Source organism: Micromonospora kangleipakensis, assembly GCF_004217615.1.
GTDB lineage: Bacteria > Actinomycetota > Actinomycetes > Mycobacteriales > Micromonosporaceae > Micromonospora > Micromonospora kangleipakensis.
Genome location: NZ_SHLD01000001.1, coordinates 6,141,823 through 6,158,193 on the forward strand (window position 1 = coordinate 6,141,823; position 16,371 = coordinate 6,158,193).

Genomic DNA, 16,371 nt, shown 5'->3' on the forward strand with positions numbered 1-16,371 from the left:
TCGCATCAGGTACGACGGTCCAAAGCGATCACCACGATCGCCGGCAGGACCAGCAGCAACAACACGACCAACGCCAGCCGCAGCGCCAGGTCGTCGACGAAATACCAGATCCCGCCCAGCGCCGCCCCGGTGAGCAGCACGATCGCGGCCCGCTCGCCCCGGGTGTGCCGGGCCAGCCGGCCGGTGCGGCCCCGCCGCACCTTCGGCGTCAGCCGGCGTACGACGGCGCGACGGCGCTCCCGGCGGGCTACCCGGCGGCGGCGGACGGCGCGTTCGGCCTCCACCTCGGCCTGGCGGGCCGCCCGGCGGCGGGCCCGCTCCTTGCTCACCGGCCCACCATCGTTCGCGACTGCGGGGCTCGCAGACCCGGCTCACTCCTCGCGCTCACCGGAGCCACCATGGTTCGCGACTGCGGGGCTCGCAGACCCGGCTCACTCCTCGCGCTCACCGGAGCCACCATGGTTCGCGACTGCGGGGCTCGCAGACCCGGCTCACTCCTCGCGCTCACAGGGTGGCGAGCCAGTTGCGCAGCAGCGCGGCGCCGGTGTCGGCCGACTTCTCCGGGTGGAACTGGGCGGCCGACAACGGGCCCCGCTCCACGGCCGCCACGAAGTCGGTGCCGTGGTGCGCGGTGGTGACCTTCGCGCCCGCGGCGGCCAGCCCGGCCACGTCGTTCACCCCGTACGAGTGGACGAAGTAGAACCGGCTGTCCGCGGGCAGACCGGCGAACAGCACCGAGCCCTCCGGCGCGCGCACCGTGTTCCAGCCCATGTGCGGCAGCCGCTCGGCGGGCAGCTTCGTCACCCCGCCGGGCAGCAGCCCGAGCCCCTTGGTCACCACGCCGTGCTCGTCACCGTGCTCGAAGAGCACCTGCATCCCCACGCAGATGCCGAGCACCGGCCGGCCGGCTCCCACCCGCTCGGCGATCACCGGACCGGCGCCGAGCGCCTCGATCCCCGCCATGCACGCGGCGAACGCGCCCACCCCCGGCACCACCAGGCCCTCCGCCTCGGCGGCGGCGGCCAGGTCGTCGGTCACCGTGACGTCCGCGCCGGCCCGCTCCAGGGCGCGCTCGGCCGAGCGCAGGTTGCCCGAGCCGTAGTCGAGCACCACGATCCGCTTGCTCATCAACCCTCCCCGGGCAGCAGCCAGAGCAGCCCGCCGACGGTGGCCAGCGCGGCCAGCACCCCGGTGACCACCACCGCGGCCCGCGCCGCGCCCTGCTTGTGCAACGACCAGGTCCCGCCGACCAGCACGCCGGCCAGAATCAACAGCACGGTCCCCATCAGAGCGCGCCCTTGGTGCTGGGGATCGCCCCGGCGTTGCGCGGGTCGATCGCGGTGGCCTCGCGCAGCGCCCGGGAGACCGCCTTGAACTGGGCCTCGACCACGTGGTGGGCGTCCGGGTGGCCGCCGGGCCGGGCCGCCCGCAGCACGTCCACGTGCAGGGTGATCCGGGCCGCCTGGCCGAACGACTCCCAGATGTGCCGGGTCATGCTGGTCGGGTAGACCGGCCCGATGTACGGCGCGAGCGCCGGCTCGTCGTGCAGCACGTACGGCCGGCCGGAGAGGTCGACGGCGGCCCGGACCAGGACCTCGTCCATCGGGACGGTGGCCGAGCCGTACCGCCGGATGCCGGCCTTGTCGCCCAGCGCCTGGTCGAACGCGGCGCCCAGGGCTAGCGCGGTGTCCTCCATGGTGTGGTGGGCGTCGATCTCCAGGTCGCCGACGGTGCGCACGGTCAGGTCGAAGCCTCCGTGCCGGGCGATCTGGTTCAGCATGTGGTCGTAGAAGCCGACGCCGGTGCTGATCTCGGCCTGGCCGGTGCCGTCGAGGTCGATCTCGACGAGGACCTTGGTCTCCTTGGTGATCCGCTCGATCCGGGCGGTGCGACTCATGCTGGGCAACCTTTCGTTCGCGACTGCGGGGCTCGCAAGAGCGGCTCACTCCTCGCGCCCACGGACCTTCTCCATCGCGGAAAGGAAGGCGTCGGTCTCGGCGGGGGTGCCGGCGGTGACCCGCAGCCAGCCGGGCAGGCCGACGTCGCGGACCAGCACGCCGGCGTCGAGCAGGGTGCACCAGGCGGCGGCCTGGTCGCCGCCCACCTCGAAGAGCACGAAGTTGGCGTCGCTGTCGGCGACCCGGTGGCCCCGGGCGCGCAGCTCGCCGACGATCCGGTCGCGCTGCGCCATGATCGCGGCGACCGTGCCGAGCAGGGCGTCCCGGTTCGCCAGCGCCGCCCGGGCCGCGGCCTGGGTGAGCGCGGAGAGGTGGTACGGCAGCCGGACGAGCTGCACCGCCTGCACCACGGCCGGGTCGGCGGCCAGGTAGCCCAGCCGCCCGCCGGCGAAGCCGAACGCCTTGCTCATCGTCCGGGCCACCACCAGCCGGGGGTGGCCGGACAGCACCGCCAGGGCGCTGACCGTGCCGGGGCGGGCGAACTCGGCGTACGCCTCGTCCACCACCACCATGCCGGGCGCCTCGTCGAGCACCGCCGCGACCACCGCCGGGTCGAGGGCGGTGCCGGTCGGGTTGTTCGGCGAGCAGAGGAAGACCACATCCGGGCGGTGCTCGCGGACCTGGGCCACCGCGTCGGCGGCGGTCAACCCGAAGTCGGCGCCGCGCGCGGCCGGGATCCAGCCGGTGCCGGTGCCGAGCGCCAGCAGCGGGTGCATCGAGTACGCCGGGGTGAAGCCGAGCGCGGTCCGCCCGGGGCCGCCGAACGCCTGGAGCAGCTGCTGCTGGATCTCGTTGGACCCGTTGGCCGCCCAGACCTGGTCGACGGTGAGCCCGTGGCCCAGGTAGCAGGCCAGGTCGGCGCGGAGCGCCACGGCGTCCCGGTCCGGGTAGCGGTTGAGGTCGCGCAGCTCGGCCGCGAGGGCCTTGCCGATCGCGTCCACCACCGGCTCGGGCACCGGGTAGGAGTTCTCGTTGGTGTTCAGCCGCACCGGCACGTCGAGCTGCGGCGCCCCGTACGGCTTCAGCCCGCGCAGGTCGTCGCGGAGCGGCAGGTCGTCCAGCGTCGTCACGAGCCCTCCTCGGCGAAGCGGGCGCTGACCGCCTGGCCGTGCGCCGGCAGGTCCTCCACGGTCGCCAGGGTGACCACGTGCGGGGCGACGTCGCGCAGCGCGTCCCGGGTGTACTCCACCAGGTGGACGCCGCGCAGGAAGGACTGCACCGAAAGGCCGGAGGAGTGCCGGGCGCAGCCGCCGGTGGGCAGCACGTGGTTGGAGCCGGCGCAGTAGTCGCCGAGCGACACCGGCGACCAGGCGCCGACGAAGATCGCCCCGGCGTTGCGCACCCGCAGCGCCCACTCCCGGGCGTTCTCGGTCTGGATCTCCAGGTGCTCGGCCGCGTACGCGTCGACCACCCGCAGCCCGTCCGCCAGGTCGTCGACCAGGACGACGCCGCTCTGCTCGCCGGTGAGCGCCGTGGTGACCCGCTCGACGTGCTTGGTGGCCGGCACCTGCCGGGCCAGCTCCCGCTCGACCGCGTCGGCGAGGGCGACCGACGGGGTGACCAGCACGCTGGCGGCCAGGGGGTCGTGCTCGGCCTGGCTGATCAGGTCGGTGGCGACGTGCGCCGGGTCGGCGGTGTCGTCGGCGAGGATGGCGATCTCGGTCGGGCCGGCCTCGGCGTCGATGCCGACCACGCCCCGCAGCAGCCGCTTCGCGGCGGTCACCCAGATGTTGCCCGGGCCGGTGATCATGTCGACCGGCTCGCAGCGCTCCGCGCCGTCCGGGTCCACGGTCGCGCCGTAGGCGAGCATCGCCACCGCCTGGGCGCCCCCGACGGCGTAGACCTCGTCGACGCCGAGCAGCGCGCAGGCCGCGAGGACCCGCTGGTCGGGCAGGCCGCCGTTGTCCCGCTGCGGCGGGCTGACCACCACCAGGGAGCGGACCCCGGCCGCCTGGGCGGGGACCACGTTCATCACCACGGTCGACGGGTACATCGCCAGGCCGCCGGGGACGTACAGGCCGACCCGGTCGACCGGCACCCAGCGCTCGGTCACCGTGCCGCCGGGCACCACCTGGGTGGTGTGGTCGGTGCGCCGCTGGTCGGCGTGGACCTTGCGGGCCCGGGTGATCGACTCCAGCAGCGCGGCGCGGACCCGCGGGTCGAGGGTCCCCTCGGCCTCCTTGATCGCCTCGGCGTGCACCCGCAGGCGCTCCGGCGAGATGCCGTCGAACCGCTCGCTCGCCTCCCGGATCGCCGGGTAACCATGCTCCCCGACCGCCTCCACCAGCGGGCGGATCCGCTCGACGGCCACCGACACGTCGAGCTGGGCACGGGGCAGCAGGCGGCGTGGGTCACGGACCCCGCCGCGCAGGTCGATCCGATTCAACACCCTTGCGAGTCTAGGCGGCCCGTCCGGAGCCGACCCGCGCCGCCCGTACGCCGGGACGGTGAGCCGGGACACGCTGACGGGTCTCGATCGAACTGATGCGATGCCGATGAACGCCGCCGCGTTGCCCGCCGTTGGCAAAGCGTCGTACGGGGATGTTGACTGCGGGCGAGGATCCACAACACCCACCGGACACCCGGTGAAAGTCAGTGGAAACCGCACTACGCTCGACGCGTGACTGCGCGGCTGCCGGTGTTTCCGCTCGGAACGGTGCTCTTCCCGGGGCTGGTGCTGCCGCTGCACATATTCGAGGAGCGCTACCGGGAGCTGGTGCGCCACCTGGTCGGGCTGCCCGAGGGGGCGCCGCGCGAGTTCGGCGTGGTGGCGATCCGGGCCGGCTGGGAGGTCGCCCCGGCCGGGCCGCCCGGGCGGCCGACGCCCGGCGGCGGGGACGTGACGCTGCACGAGGTGGGCTGCACCGCCGAGCTGCGGCAGGTCACCGAGCTGGCCGACGGCGGTTTCGACATCGTCACCGTCGGCCGGCGGCGGTTCCGGATCGCCGACGTCGACGACCGCTCGGCGCCGTACCTCACCGCCGAGGTGGAGTGGCTGCCCGAGCCGACCGGCACGGACGAGGTCGCCGACCTGCTCGCCGCCCGGGTGATCTCGGTCTTCCGGCAGTACCTGGGGCTGATCCGGCCGGACCCGGAGGAGATCTCCGAGCAGCTGCCGGAGGACCCGACCGTGCTGTCGCACCTGGTCGCGGCCACCGCCGCGCTGACCGTCGCCGACCGCCAGCGGCTGCTCGCCATCGACGACACCGCCGGCCGGCTCCGCGCCGAGCTGCGGCTGCTCAACCGCGAGGCGGCTCTGCTGCGTCAGGTCCGGGCGGTTCCGGTGCCGCTGAGCGAGCTGGCCGGTCCGCCGGCGCCGAACTGAGCCCCTCCGCCGGGCCGACGCCCCAGCCGCCGGCCCCCGCCGCCGGTGGCGGCCAGGCCCCGTAGGGCTCCGGCTCCGGGCGCAGCGACGGCCAGCGCGACCAGCCGGCCAGCAGGGTGTACGTCACGGCCGCGCCGAACGCGGGCAGCAGCAGGTTGCCGTGGGGGACGACGAACCAGTCCACTCCGCCGGCCCGCAGGTCGGCCGGCTTGGTGAAGGCCTGGCCGTCCGGGGCGGTCTCCAGCAGGTGCTGGTAGGTCGACAGCCCGATCCGGCGGCCGACCTGCCAGGCCACCACCGCCGCGCCGAGGCCGCCCAGCGTGCCGGCGAGCAGCCCGACCGGGCCCCGACGGCGGCGCAGCAGGAACCACAGGGCGATCGCGGCGAGTACGCCGAAGCCGAGTCCGAGCAGGCTGAACCAGCCGTCGGCGGCGACCGGCTGCTCCGGCTGGGGCGTGGCGTAGATCGCCCCCTCGGCGGTCTTCATCACCGGGATGTCCGGCGCGACGGCCGCCCAGAGCAGCCCCAGCGGGGCGCCCAGGACGGTCAGCAGGAGCGCCACCCCCAGCGTCAGCCCGACCGCCCGGCGGACCCCGCGGGCGGGTCGGGCGGTCACGGCGGGCCCGCCGGGCCCGGCGACCGTCGCCGGGCGGTGCTCGGCTCCCGGGCCGGCCCAGGCGAACGGGTCGGCGCCGGGCGCGCCGGCCGGGGTGCCGGCCGGCACCGGCAGGCCGGCGGGTGGGTATCCGGCCGGTTGCCCGGGCTCGGGACCGGCACCGGCGCGACCGGGCTCGCCGGGCCGGTGCGCGGCCCGCTCGGGATCAGGGGTGTCCGAACTCACCCGATGATCCTCTCAGGCGTCGGTCCGTCATGGGGCGGCGGTAGCGGTCAGCGGGCGAACGGCTCCAGCATCACCGCGGCGGCCCTGAGCCAGGCCTGCCGGGTCTCCGGCTGAAGCTGGTGGTACTCGATCGAGGAGCCGGTCTCCAGCGCCGGGTCGTACGGCACCACGGCGACCGCCCGGGTCCGGGTGGCGAAGTGCCGCTCCAGGTCGTCCTGGAGCGACGAGCGGCCCGGCGTCGGGCAGGAGATCAGGGTGACCGCGTTGTCGGCCAACTCCCCCATCCCCACCTCGTGCAGCAGGTCGAGCATCCAGTCCGCGCTGAACGCAGCGTCCTCGCGCGGCACGGTGGTCACCACGAGCTGGTCGGCGGCCTGCATCACGGTCCGCCAGTTCGAGCTCTCCACGTTGTTGCCGGTGTCCACGCAGACCACGTCGTGGGTGCGCCGCAGCAGCTCCAGCACCCGCTTGACGGTGAACTGGTCCAGCCGCTGGGCGAACCGGGGGCTCTCCTCCCCGGCCAGCACGTCGTACGAGCCGTCGGAGGCGTGCCGCAGGTAGTCGTCGAGGTGCGCCAGCAGGGTCTCGCCCTCCAGGATCTCGATCTGGGCGAGGTCGTGGACCAGGTGCCGGATGGTCCGGGCGTGCCGGGCGCTGCCGGCGCGCAGGCCGAGGGTGCCGCGCAGCTCGTTGTCGTCCCAGGCGAGCACCCCGCGACCGCGGACGCTGCCCACCGTGGCGGCGGCGAGCACGGTGGCGGTGGTCTTGTGCACCCCGCCCTTCGGGTTGGCGAAGGCGAGCACCCGGGGGGTGCCCAGCTCACGGCGGAGCACCCCGGCGGCCCGGTCCAGGTCGCTCTCCGGGGCGGGGGCCCGCCACTCGACCCGGGCCGGCTCGATCCGGGCCGGGTAGGAGTCGGCGATCGCCGGCTGCTGGTAACCGGCCGGCGCCGGGGCCACCGGCTCCGGCGGCTGGTAGGCGGGCTCGGGCTGCTGGTACGTCTCCGGCCGGTAGCCGCCGTTGTCCAGCAGCGCGTACCGGGACTCGACCGGCGGGGGCTCGTGCCGGTAGCCGTTGTCCAGGACCGAGTACCGGGACTCGACGGAGGCGGACCCCCGGTGCGGCTCCCGGTCGGGGTGGCTCGGTTCGGGCTCCGCCCGGTACGGCGGCTCGGCCCGGTAGGCCGGCTCCGCGGCATAGCCGGGCTCGGCCGGATAGGCCGGCTCCGCGCCGTAGGCCGGCTCCGCCCGGTAGCGCGGCTCGGCCTGGTACCCGGGGTCCACCCGGTAGGCCGGCTCGACCCGGTAGGTCGCCTCGACCCGGTAGGCCGGCTCGGCGCCGTACGACAGTTCGGCGGGGTGCCCGATCGCCGGCGCCCGCCCGGACCAGCCGTTGCCCTCGCCGCGCCGGGGCATCGCCTCGGGAGTCGGCGCGGCCGGCTCCTCGGCGCGGCGGTCGGCCTCGGCCTGCTCCGCGCCGCGGCCGAGCCGGGCCCGGTCGAGCAGCGCCCGCCACCGCGGTGCCGGCTCAGCCTGCCGACCCCAGCCGGTTTCGCTGCCGTCCAAGGCTCGCCCTCCCCAGCCACATCGATCTCCGCCTGACAGGCTACGAACGAAACCCTATTCGGACCACACCTGTCCGCGCACATCCCCCGGTGGGCATGCTCACCGGCAAGGCCCCGGTCAGCCCCCGCCGGCCGCGTCCGGGGAGGTCGGGGCGGTGCTGGGCGGCGTTCCGCCCGGCGCGGACCCGCCGGAGCCCGGTGAGGAGGCGCTCACCGTCCGTGCGGCTTCCGACGAATCGCCCACCGCCGGGGCCTTCCCGGCCGGCGTGGCGGGCGCCAGCGCCGCGTCGGCCGGCGGCCGGGCGACGTCACGCTGCTCGGGCAGCGGCGGGGTGAAGACCGTCCGGTCCAGCCGGCTCACCTCCGGGGCCGGGTCGACGGCCCGCACCCCGGGCCGGACGGCCAGGCCACGCAGCGCGACCGACGTGGCGCGGATCACCGCCGCGTACACGCAGGCGCACGCCGACCGGTACGCCGCCGCCTCCTCGGCCGCGACCCGCGCGCCAGTGTCGTACAGCCGGTGCAGCTCGGCGTCGGCGGACGCGGCCGGGGCGGCGGCGCGCGCCCGGTAGTCGGCGGCCTCCCCGTCCTTGCGCGCGGCCACCTCGGCCATCCCGGCGACCACGTCCTGCGGTACGCGCAGCGCGGCGATCCGGACGATCTCGGTCTGCCGGCCGGGCAGCGGCACCCGGGCCACCACCGCCGAGACCGGCGTCGGGCCGAGCGTCGCCGCGACCCGCTGCGGGGTCAGGTACGCCGAGAAGGAGACCAGCGCGTACGTGCCGGGCGCCGGTCCGGTGGGGTCGGTCAGCCGGGCCAGCTCGTCGGCGGCGGCGCGCAGGTACGCCGGCACCGGGTCGCCGGCCGCCACGCCGACCCGGGTGACCTCGCCGACGGTGCGGTCACCCACCGGCTCGCGCTGCCCGGCCCGGGCGGCGGCGAGCAGCACCGCCACCGCGCAGAGCAGCGCCACCCAGGTCAGCACCCGCGCCGTCGACAGCCCGCGGCGCGGGCGCGGCGATTCGGCGGGCACGGGTCATCCCCTCGTCGGGCGGTCGGTGGGTCGGCGCGGCGGGGTCAGTCGCGCAGGATCTCCAGCGCGCGCGCCAGGTCCTCCGGGTATTCGCTGACGAAGGTCACCTCGTCGCCGGTACGCGGGTGCGCGAAGCTCAGCGAGCGGGCGTGCAGCCACTGCCGGCTCAGCCCGAGCCGGGCGGAGAGGGTCGGGTCGGCGCCGTACGTGATGTCGCCGACGCACGGGTGGCGCAGGGTCGAGAAGTGCACCCGGATCTGGTGGGTGCGCCCCGTCTCCAGGCGGACGTCGAGCAGGCTCGCCGCCGGGAACGCCTCCAGGGTGTCGTAGTGGGTGATGCTCGGCTTGCCCCCGGTGACCACCGCCCAGCGGTAGTCGTGGTGCGGGTGCCGGTCGATCGGGGCGTCGATGGTGCCGCGCAGCGGGTCCGGGTGGCCCTGCACCACGGCGTGGTAGCGCTTCTCCACCTCGCGGTACTTGAAGGCCCGCTTCAACGCGGTGTACGCCTGCTCGCTCTTGGCCACCGCCATGATCCCGGTGGTGCCCACGTCGAGCCGGTGCACCACGCCCTGCCGCTCGGCGGCGCCGCTGGTGGAGATCCGGTGGCCGATGGCGGCGAGGGCGCCGATCACCGTCGGGCCGGTCCAGCCGGGGCTGGGATGGGCGGCGACGCCGACCGGCTTGTCCACCACCACGATGTCGTCGTCGGCGTAGACCACGGTCAGGCCGGGCACGGCCTGCGGGACCACGGTCGGCGGGGCGACCGGGGCGGGCAGGGTCACCTCCAGCCAGGAGCCGGCCTTGACCTTGTGCGAGTTGGCCCGGACGGTGCCGTCGACCAGCGCGTCCCCGGCGTCGACCAGCGCCGCGGCGGCCGTCCGGGAGAGCCCGAAGAGCCGGGACACGGCCTGGTCCAGCCGCATGCCGTCGAGGCCGTCCGGCACGGGCAGGGAGCGGTGGTCGCCACCGGCGGCGAAGGCCGAGGTCATGCCCGCCCCCGCTGCTCGGTGGCGGCGGCCGCCCCGTCGCCGGACTCCGCCGCGGCGGCCGGCTCGTCGCCGGCCCGGCGGCCGTCGCGCTGCCGGCCGGTCAGCTCCAGCAGCACGGCGAGGAGCACGCCGCAGACCAGCGAGCTGTCGGCCAGGTTGAACACCGGCCAGACCTGCCCGTACGGGTCGAAGAGGCTGATCATGTCGACCACGTGCCCGATGAAGTGGCCGGGCGCGCGGAAGATCCGGTCGGTGAGGTTGCCGAGCGCCCCGCCCAGCACCAGGCCGAGGGAGACCGCCCACGGCACCGACCGCAGCCGTACGGCCATCCAGGCGATCCAGCCGATCACCCCGATGGTGATCAGCGGGAAGACCCAGGTGTGGTCGGAGCCGATGCTCCACGCCGCCCCGCTGTTGCGGGTCAGCGTCAGGTAGACGGCACCACCGAGCAGCGACACCGGCCCTTGGCCGGTGAGCGCGCTGAGCGCGAGCTGCTTGGTGACCAGGTCGGCCAGGAGCGCGACCAGGGCGACGCCGAGGAGGACCCCGACCGCCCGACGTCGGGGCGTGCCGCCGCCCGACTCAGCGGTGCCGGCTCCGGCGGGCGGTGCTGCGGTCATCTGCTCCCCATCGACGCTCTCGGCGGTGATCGCTCACCGTCTCCACTCCGCCGCCGGGGAGCGGGCCTAGCGCCGCTCCTCCAGCTGCTTGCAGGTCACGCAGAGGGTGGCCGACGGGAAGGCGGCGAGCCGCTCCACCGGGATGGGGTTGCCGCACCGCTCGCACCAGCCGTAACCACCCTCGTCGAGCCGCTCGAGGGCCCGCTCGACCTGCGTGATCCGTTCCAGAATGCTGTTGGCGAGTGAGATCTCCTGCTCGCGCTCGAACGTCTTGGTGCCCGTGTCGGCCTGGTCGTCCCCGGCCGAGTCGGTCAGCCGGTCGCGCTGCAGCTCGGTGATCTCGCTCAGCGTCTGATCGTACTCGGCTCGCAGCTCGTCCCGCCGGGCCGCCAGGGCCGCCCGGATCTTCTCGGTCTCCGCCGCGCTGCGGGTGGCCTTCGCCACCGGCTTGCGGCCGGCGGTCCTGGTATCGGCTGGCTTCGCCATCGTCAGCTCCCTCGGCCGCGGATGCGCGGCGGTCGGCGGTGCGGTGCCTGGGCAGGGGCGACCGGCCTGGGCGTCCCCCATGTACGAAACGGGCGCACGGCGACCAGGGCCGCGCACTCCGGAGGGTGGCAAGGATACGGAACGTACAGGCGTCCGACAACGTGCCGCACCGTTGCTCCGCGATTCAGCCCCGAACAGCCACCAATTAGGGCAAAGGGAACGCTAGCAGATTATTCGTCCCGGTCCTCGCCGTACTCGCCAAACCACCGGGCCAGCCGGCCCCGGCGGCTGACCGCCCGCAACCGCCGCTCCACCTCGTCCCGGACCTCGGCGGTGGCGACGATGAGCAGACTGTCGCCGACCTTCAACCGGGTGTCCGGCCCGGGCACGAAACCCGACCCGTCGCGCAGCACCAGGGTCACCGAGGCGCCCACCGGGAGCCGCAGCTCGTCCACGTGCACCCCGCCGAGCCGGGAGCCCGGCGGCACCTCCAGCTGGAGCAGGTCCGCCCGCATCCGCTCCAGCGGGGCCGTCTCGACCCGGATCTCGGCCGCCTCGGCCGGGGCGGTCACCCGGAGCCGGCGCGCCGCCGGGGCGAGGGTCCCGGCCTGCACCAGCGTGAAGATCACCACCAGCACGAAGACCGCGTCGAAGAGCTGCTCCGCCCCCGGGACCCGCTCGGAGAGCGGGATGGTGGCCAGCACGATCGGCACCGCGCCGCGCAGCCCGGCCCAGGACAGGAACGCCTGCTCGCGCAGGTTGAACCGGAACGGCAGCGCGGAGACCGCCACCGACAGCGGCCGGGCGGCCAGCACCAGGGCCAGGCCGGCCACCACCGCCGGCAGCACCGCGGCGTCCAGCCGGCCCGGCGACACCAGCAGGCCGAGCAGCACGAAGAGGCCGATCTGGGCCAGCCAGGCCAGCCCGTCGGCGAAGCCCAGGATGGCCTGGCGGTGCGGCAGCCGGGCGTTGCCGAGCAGCACCCCGGCGACGTACACGGCGAGGAAACCGGAGGCGTGCAGCACCGCTCCGGCGGCGTACGCGAGCACGGTGAAGCCGACCACCGCGATCGGGTAGAGGCCCGCCGAGGGCAGCGCGGCCCGGCGCAGCACCCACCGACCGGCGATCCCGGCCGCCACCCCGACCGCCACGCCGGCGCCCAGCTCGTACCCGACCAGGAGGACCTCGTACCACCAGGGGTGGGCGGCGGGGGCCGCCCGGGACAGCAGCACCACCAGGATCACCACCGGGGCGTCGTTCATGCCCGACTCGGCCTCCAGGGTGGCGACCAGCCGGGGCGGCAGGCGCAGCCGGCGCAGGGTGGCGAAGACGGCCGCCGCGTCGGTGGAGGAGAGCACCGCGCCGTAGAGCAGCGCCAGCCGCCAGTCCAGGCCGAGCAGCAGGTGCACCACCAGCCCGACGACCACGATGCTGACCACCACGCCGACCGTGGAGAGCGCGGCGGCCAGCCCGAGCACCGGCCGCAGGGTGCTCCACCGGGCGCTCAGCCCGCCCTCGGCGATGATCACGATGAGCGCGCAGAACCCGAGCACCCGGGTTAGTTCGACGTCGTCGAAGCGGATCCCCAGGCCCGCCTCGCCGATCGCCACCCCGAGCGCGAGGTAGACCAGGAGACTGGGCACCCCGAGCCGGGTGGAGAAGCGCACCGCGCCCACCGCCACCAGCAGGACGGCCGCGCCGAGCAGCAGCGCGAGATCCAGCCCGGGGGTCATCCGCGGCCGGCCCGGGCGGCCCTCACTCGGCCGATCCGTCGCGCAGCCGGCGCAGCACCCCGGGCAGCTCCGACGGCGGGCGCTCGACCAGGAAGAGCTTGTCGCGGCTGGCCGCGCCGGTGCGCAGCGAGACCGCCGCCGCCCGGACGCCGAGCGCGTCCGCGAGGGCGCGGCGGGCCGCCTCGGTGGCCCGGCCGTCGACCGCCGGGGCGTTCACGGCGATCACCAGGGCCGGCCCGTGCGGGCCGTCGAAGCGGCCGCCGACCCGGGCCCGGGAGGCGCCGGGCTTGACCCGTACCGCGACGGTGAGCGTGTCGTCCATGGGAACCGGCACTCAGCTCGGTCGCGAGTCGGCGAGCAGCGCGGTGGCCGGGGCGCACCGGGCGCATGGGGTGAAGCCCAGCTCGACCGCCTCGGCCACCGGGATCCGGGACGGCACCCGGTCGAGCAGGTGCGGGCAACTGGCGAGGTGGTACCGCGGTCGGCCCTGCACCACGTGGACCGGGGTGGCCAGTTGGGCGACGAGCGCCTCGTCGTCGGGCCGGACCTGCTGGGCGTCCGGTTCGTCGAACGGCTCGTCGGTGCCGGGCCCCGGCGCCGGCCGTGGCCGCAGGTCGGAGCCCGACGGCGCACCGGGCGGTTGCCGCCACCCGGTGCCAACCGTCGGAGGGACGTGCTGCAGCGGAATCTCCGGCTCCCCGACGCCCGCGCCGTACGCCATGCGCGGCCCTGCCGGCCCGGCCGGACGCGTCCGGCCGGTCGCCGCCCGGGTGGCGGCTGCCTGGCGGGCACCCACGACGAGGGTGACGGCGGCCAGCAGGCTGGCCGCGATGGAGGTGATCAGCAGCGGGCTCGACCCGCCGGCCAACCCGGCCACCAGGAGCACGGCGGCGACGAGGATGAGCAGGATGCTGGCGACTATCACGGCTCACCCCCGCCGCATCGGGTCGGTCTGCGAGCGGTCGGCGTCCATCGCGGGGACGGCCGCCGACGGCGGCATCAGCGGCCGGACTCCAGCGAGCCCGAGCGACCGCCACCGTACGAGCTGGCGAGGCTGGCGGCGGCGAGGCCGTTGCTGCCACCGCCGGAGCGATTGCCCTCGGTGCGGTTGACCTCGGCCTCCAGGCCCTGGGCCCGGCCGTCGAGGTCCCGCAGCTGGCTCTCCAGGTACGCCTTGAGGCGGGTACGGTACTCCCGCTCGAACTGCTTGAGCTCCTCGATGTGCTTCTGCAGCGCGGTGCGCTTGGCGTCCAGGCCGCCCATGGCCTCCTGGTGCCGCTGGCGGGCGTCGCGCTCCAGCGCGTCGGCCTTGGCGCGGGCCTCGCGGGTGACCTCCTCGGCCTTGGAACGGGCCTCGGAGAGCAGCTGGTCGGCCTCGCGGCGGGCGTCCGACACGTGGTCGTCGGCGGTGCGCTGGGCCATCATCAGCACCCGCAGCGCCTGCTGCTCGCCGTCAGCGCCGGCGGCCGGGCCGCCCTGGACGCGGACCTGCTCCAGCTCGGCCTGCATCGCCCGGGCCGCCTGCTCGGCGGCCGCCTTGTCGCGCTGCACCCGGTCCAGCTGGGCCTTGACGTCGTTGAGCTCGGCCGCGAGACGGGCGTCGCCGCCGGGACCGGCGGGGGCGGGGCCGCGACCGCCGCGCTCCACCTGGGCGCGCAGCTCGTTGTTCTCCTCGATCAGACGGGCGAGCTCGCGCTCGACCTCGTCCAGGAAGGCGTCGACCTCCTCCTCGTCATACCCCCGCTTGCCGATCGGCGGCTTTTTGAAGGCGACGTTGTGGACGTCGGCCGGGGTCAGCGGCATCGAAACTCCTCGGGTCAGTTGCGGCCGCGAAAGCGCGCGCTGGTCAGGAGAAGTTCCTGATCAGCCGGTCTAACACGAACTCCATCAGCACGAACAGGATAACCAGGAGCACAAGGGAGGCCAGGTCGATGCTCACGGTACCAATTCGCAGCGGAGGGATCACACGCCTCAACGTCCGGAGAGGCGGATCAGTGACGCTCCACACCAATTCCAGTCCCGCCGATGCTCCACGGCCCGGTTGCCAGCGGCGACCGTACGCGAGGACGGCCCCAAGGACAAATCGGGCCAGAAGCACAAGCAGGAAGAAATAGGTGAGCAGGTACAGCACCTGGAACAGGATCGACAACACGGCAGGCGACGTCCCTCGGTCGGGCGGGCTAGCTCAGGCTGAAAAAGCCGCCCTCAGCAATCTTGGCCTTGTCCTCCGCGGTGACCTGGACATTGGCCGGTGAGAGCAGGAACACCCGGTTGGTCACGCGCTCGATCGTACCGCGCAGTCCGAACGCCAACCCGGCGGCGAAGTCGACCAGTCGGCGGGCGTCCGCCTCGTCCATCTCGGTGAGGTTGATGATCACGGGCACGCCGTCACGGAAGTGCTCGCCGATGGTCCGCGCCTCGCGGTAGGTGGTGGGGTGCAGCGTGGTGATCTGGTAGCGCTGCTCCTCCTCCGCCACCACGGCCCGCTCGCGGGGCTGGACCTGCGGCGCCAGGGCGAGGTTGTCCCGGGTGTGGTACGTCAGCGCGCCCGACGTCTCCCCGGCCCCCGACCGGGTGATCGACCGGACGCTCGACCGCTCGACCCGCTCCGGCCGCTCACCGTCGGCGCGGTCGGCCTCCGCCGCGCGTGCGGCGCGCTCGGTCAGCCGACTCCGGTCGCCGACCCGGGACCGCGTCGCCGGCGGCTCCTCGGACTCGTCGTCCTCCTCGTCGGCGAACTCCTCCGAGTAACGACTCGACCGGTAGCGCGAGTCACGGTAGCCACCCTTGTCGTAGCCACCGTCCTCGTAAGCCCGCTCGTCGTCCTCTTCGACCAGACCGAGCCAGACCCCCGCCTTGCGCAGTGCACCCATCCCGCGCCCTTCCGTCCGCCGTGCGGCACGCGCCCCCGTGCCGTGTCGCTTGATCACTAGTGGACAACGATGCCCACCGGACCGGATCGGCAATCCCCTGGCGCGCGATTCGCGGTCCGCCCGCCATGGCCCCCGACAACGGGGATGCCGTTCCTAACAACACTGATGTAATTTGCTTCTTTCGCGGTCAGGCTACCGCAGCGTGCGGCGCATTCCGAGCAACGCGCTGCCGACGCGGACATGTGTCGCGCCGTATCCGATCGCGATTTCCAGATCCCCGCTCATTCCGGCCGACAGCATGGTCGCCGCCGGATGCCGCCGACGGAACCACTCCGCCACCTCGGCCAACCGGGCGAACGCCCGCTCCGGCTCCCAGCCCAGCGGCGCCACCGCCATCAGGCCGCCCAGCCGCAGCGCCCCCGCGCCGGCCACCGCCTCCGCCACCGGGCCGAGGCCGCGGTCCGGGTCGGTCGAGTCCGGCAGCGCCCCGCCCCGGGCCGGGTCCCCGTCGATGCTGACCTGGACCAGCACGTCCAGCGGCCGGTCCCGGTCCGGGCTGGCCGCCGCCGCGGCGTCCAGCGCCCCGGCCAGCCGAACGCTGTCGACCGACTGCACGACGTCGGCGTACCGGACCACCGAGCGGCACTTGTTGCGCTGCAGCTGGCCGATGAAGTGCCAGCGCGGCGTCACCCCGGCCGCCGCCACCTCGGCGGCCTTGGCGGCCGCCTCCTGGTCGCGGTTCTCCCCCATGTCGGCGACGCCGAGCCCCGCCAGGGCCACCACGTCGCCGGCCGGGTAGGTCTTGGTCACCGCGATCATGGTGACCTCGGCGCGGTCCCGGCCGGCGGCGGCGCAGGCGTCGGCGATCCGGGCCCGCACCCGGGCGAGCCCGGCCGCGAGCTCGGCACGCCGGTCCGGTCGTACCGTGGCTGGTGTCTCCGTCATCGGC

The 16,371-nt window shown here is 75.0% G+C and carries 20 protein-coding genes; 1 reads left to right on the forward strand and 19 read right to left on the reverse strand.

The features are described from left to right. Nucleotides 1-5 precede the first annotated feature (5 nt). The 6 genes from EV384_RS29245 to hisD form a co-directional block, all read right to left on the reverse strand. The gene (locus EV384_RS29245) at nt 6-329 is read right to left on the reverse strand and encodes a hypothetical protein (RefSeq protein ID WP_130338357.1); all 324 of its coding nucleotides are present in this window, start codon (nt 327-329) and stop codon (nt 6-8) included. Between the two features lie 175 nt (nt 330-504). Then, the gene (hisH, locus tag EV384_RS29250; protein WP_130338358.1) at nt 505-1,128 is read right to left on the reverse strand and encodes an imidazole glycerol phosphate synthase subunit HisH; all 624 of its coding nucleotides are present in this window, start codon (nt 1,126-1,128) and stop codon (nt 505-507) included. Further along, nucleotides 1,128-1,277 (reverse strand): hypothetical protein, encoded by a 150-nt coding sequence (locus EV384_RS35170; protein ID WP_165440108.1) that lies wholly within the window; start codon nt 1,275-1,277, stop codon nt 1,128-1,130. Before EV384_RS35170 ends, hisH begins: the two co-directional genes overlap by 1 nt. Before the next feature lie 8 nt (nt 1,278-1,285). Further along, nucleotides 1,286-1,897 (reverse strand): imidazoleglycerol-phosphate dehydratase HisB, encoded by a 612-nt coding sequence (hisB, locus tag EV384_RS29255; protein ID WP_130338360.1) that lies wholly within the window; start codon nt 1,895-1,897, stop codon nt 1,286-1,288. 45 nt (nt 1,898-1,942) lie between these two features. Next, nucleotides 1,943-3,028 (reverse strand): histidinol-phosphate transaminase, encoded by a 1,086-nt coding sequence (locus EV384_RS29260; RefSeq protein ID WP_130338362.1) that lies wholly within the window; start codon nt 3,026-3,028, stop codon nt 1,943-1,945. Further along, the gene (gene hisD / locus EV384_RS29265) at nt 3,025-4,347 is read right to left on the reverse strand and encodes a histidinol dehydrogenase (protein WP_130338364.1); all 1,323 of its coding nucleotides are present in this window, start codon (nt 4,345-4,347) and stop codon (nt 3,025-3,027) included. Before hisD ends, EV384_RS29260 begins: the two co-directional genes overlap by 4 nt. Nucleotides 4,348-4,578: 231 nt before the next feature. Here hisD and EV384_RS29270 point away from each other — a divergent pair, with 231 nt between their 5' ends. After that, on the forward strand, nt 4,579-5,283 hold the full coding sequence (locus EV384_RS29270; RefSeq protein ID WP_130338366.1) for an LON peptidase substrate-binding domain-containing protein: 705 nt from the start codon (nt 4,579-4,581) through the stop codon (nt 5,281-5,283). Here EV384_RS29270 and EV384_RS29275 read toward each other — a convergent pair. From EV384_RS29275 to EV384_RS29335, 13 genes are all read right to left on the reverse strand, one after another. After that, on the reverse strand, nt 5,198-6,124 hold the full coding sequence (locus tag EV384_RS29275) for a DUF2567 domain-containing protein (RefSeq protein ID WP_130338368.1): 927 nt from the start codon (nt 6,122-6,124) through the stop codon (nt 5,198-5,200). The genes EV384_RS29270 and EV384_RS29275 overlap by 86 nt on opposite strands. Nucleotides 6,125-6,171: 47 nt before the next feature. Next, nucleotides 6,172-7,689 carry an AAA family ATPase gene (locus EV384_RS29280; RefSeq protein WP_130338370.1) on the reverse strand — a complete coding sequence of 506 codons (1,518 nt, stop codon included), beginning with the start codon at nt 7,687-7,689 and terminating at the stop codon, nt 6,172-6,174. A gap of 117 nt (nt 7,690-7,806) precedes the next feature. Continuing rightward, nucleotides 7,807-8,721: a hypothetical protein gene (locus tag EV384_RS29285; RefSeq protein WP_130338372.1), complete on the reverse strand. Its 915-nt coding sequence runs from the start codon at nt 8,719-8,721 to the stop codon at nt 7,807-7,809. Nucleotides 8,722-8,765: 44 nt separating this feature from the next. Continuing rightward, on the reverse strand, nt 8,766-9,710 hold the full coding sequence (locus EV384_RS29290; protein WP_130338374.1) for an RluA family pseudouridine synthase: 945 nt from the start codon (nt 9,708-9,710) through the stop codon (nt 8,766-8,768). Then, nucleotides 9,707-10,330, reverse strand: coding sequence for a signal peptidase II (gene lspA, locus EV384_RS29295; protein ID WP_130338376.1), 624 nt, complete (start codon nt 10,328-10,330; stop codon nt 9,707-9,709). The genes EV384_RS29290 and lspA overlap by 4 nt, the downstream gene beginning before the upstream one ends. A 66-nt stretch (nt 10,331-10,396) precedes the next feature. Continuing rightward, the gene (locus EV384_RS29300; protein ID WP_007463005.1) at nt 10,397-10,816 is read right to left on the reverse strand and encodes a TraR/DksA family transcriptional regulator; all 420 of its coding nucleotides are present in this window, start codon (nt 10,814-10,816) and stop codon (nt 10,397-10,399) included. A gap of 230 nt (nt 10,817-11,046) precedes the next feature. Beyond that, a complete protein-coding gene (locus EV384_RS29305) occupies nt 11,047-12,549 on the reverse strand; it encodes a potassium/proton antiporter (protein WP_130338378.1) in 1,503 nt (500 codons plus the stop codon). Between the two features lie 22 nt (nt 12,550-12,571). Next, entirely contained in the window at nt 12,572-12,871 is a 300-nt protein-coding gene (locus tag EV384_RS29310) for a DUF167 domain-containing protein (protein WP_130338380.1), read from the reverse strand. Nucleotides 12,872-12,883: 12 nt separating this feature from the next. Beyond that, on the reverse strand, nt 12,884-13,474 hold the full coding sequence (locus tag EV384_RS29315; protein ID WP_130338382.1) for a hypothetical protein: 591 nt from the start codon (nt 13,472-13,474) through the stop codon (nt 12,884-12,886). Nucleotides 13,475-13,548: 74 nt separating this feature from the next. Further along, nucleotides 13,549-14,352 (reverse strand): DivIVA domain-containing protein, encoded by an 804-nt coding sequence (locus EV384_RS29320; RefSeq protein ID WP_130338384.1) that lies wholly within the window; start codon nt 14,350-14,352, stop codon nt 13,549-13,551. Between the two features lie 43 nt (nt 14,353-14,395). Next, nucleotides 14,396-14,701, reverse strand: a complete 306-nt coding sequence (locus EV384_RS29325) for a YggT family protein (protein WP_130338386.1) — start codon at nt 14,699-14,701, stop codon at nt 14,396-14,398. A 28-nt stretch (nt 14,702-14,729) separates the two neighbouring features. Further along, on the reverse strand, nt 14,730-15,422 hold the full coding sequence (locus EV384_RS29330; protein WP_130338388.1) for a cell division protein SepF: 693 nt from the start codon (nt 15,420-15,422) through the stop codon (nt 14,730-14,732). Nucleotides 15,423-15,614: 192 nt separating this feature from the next. Continuing rightward, nucleotides 15,615-16,367: a YggS family pyridoxal phosphate-dependent enzyme gene (locus EV384_RS29335; protein WP_130338390.1), complete on the reverse strand. Its 753-nt coding sequence runs from the start codon at nt 16,365-16,367 to the stop codon at nt 15,615-15,617. Nucleotides 16,368-16,371 lie beyond the last annotated feature (4 nt).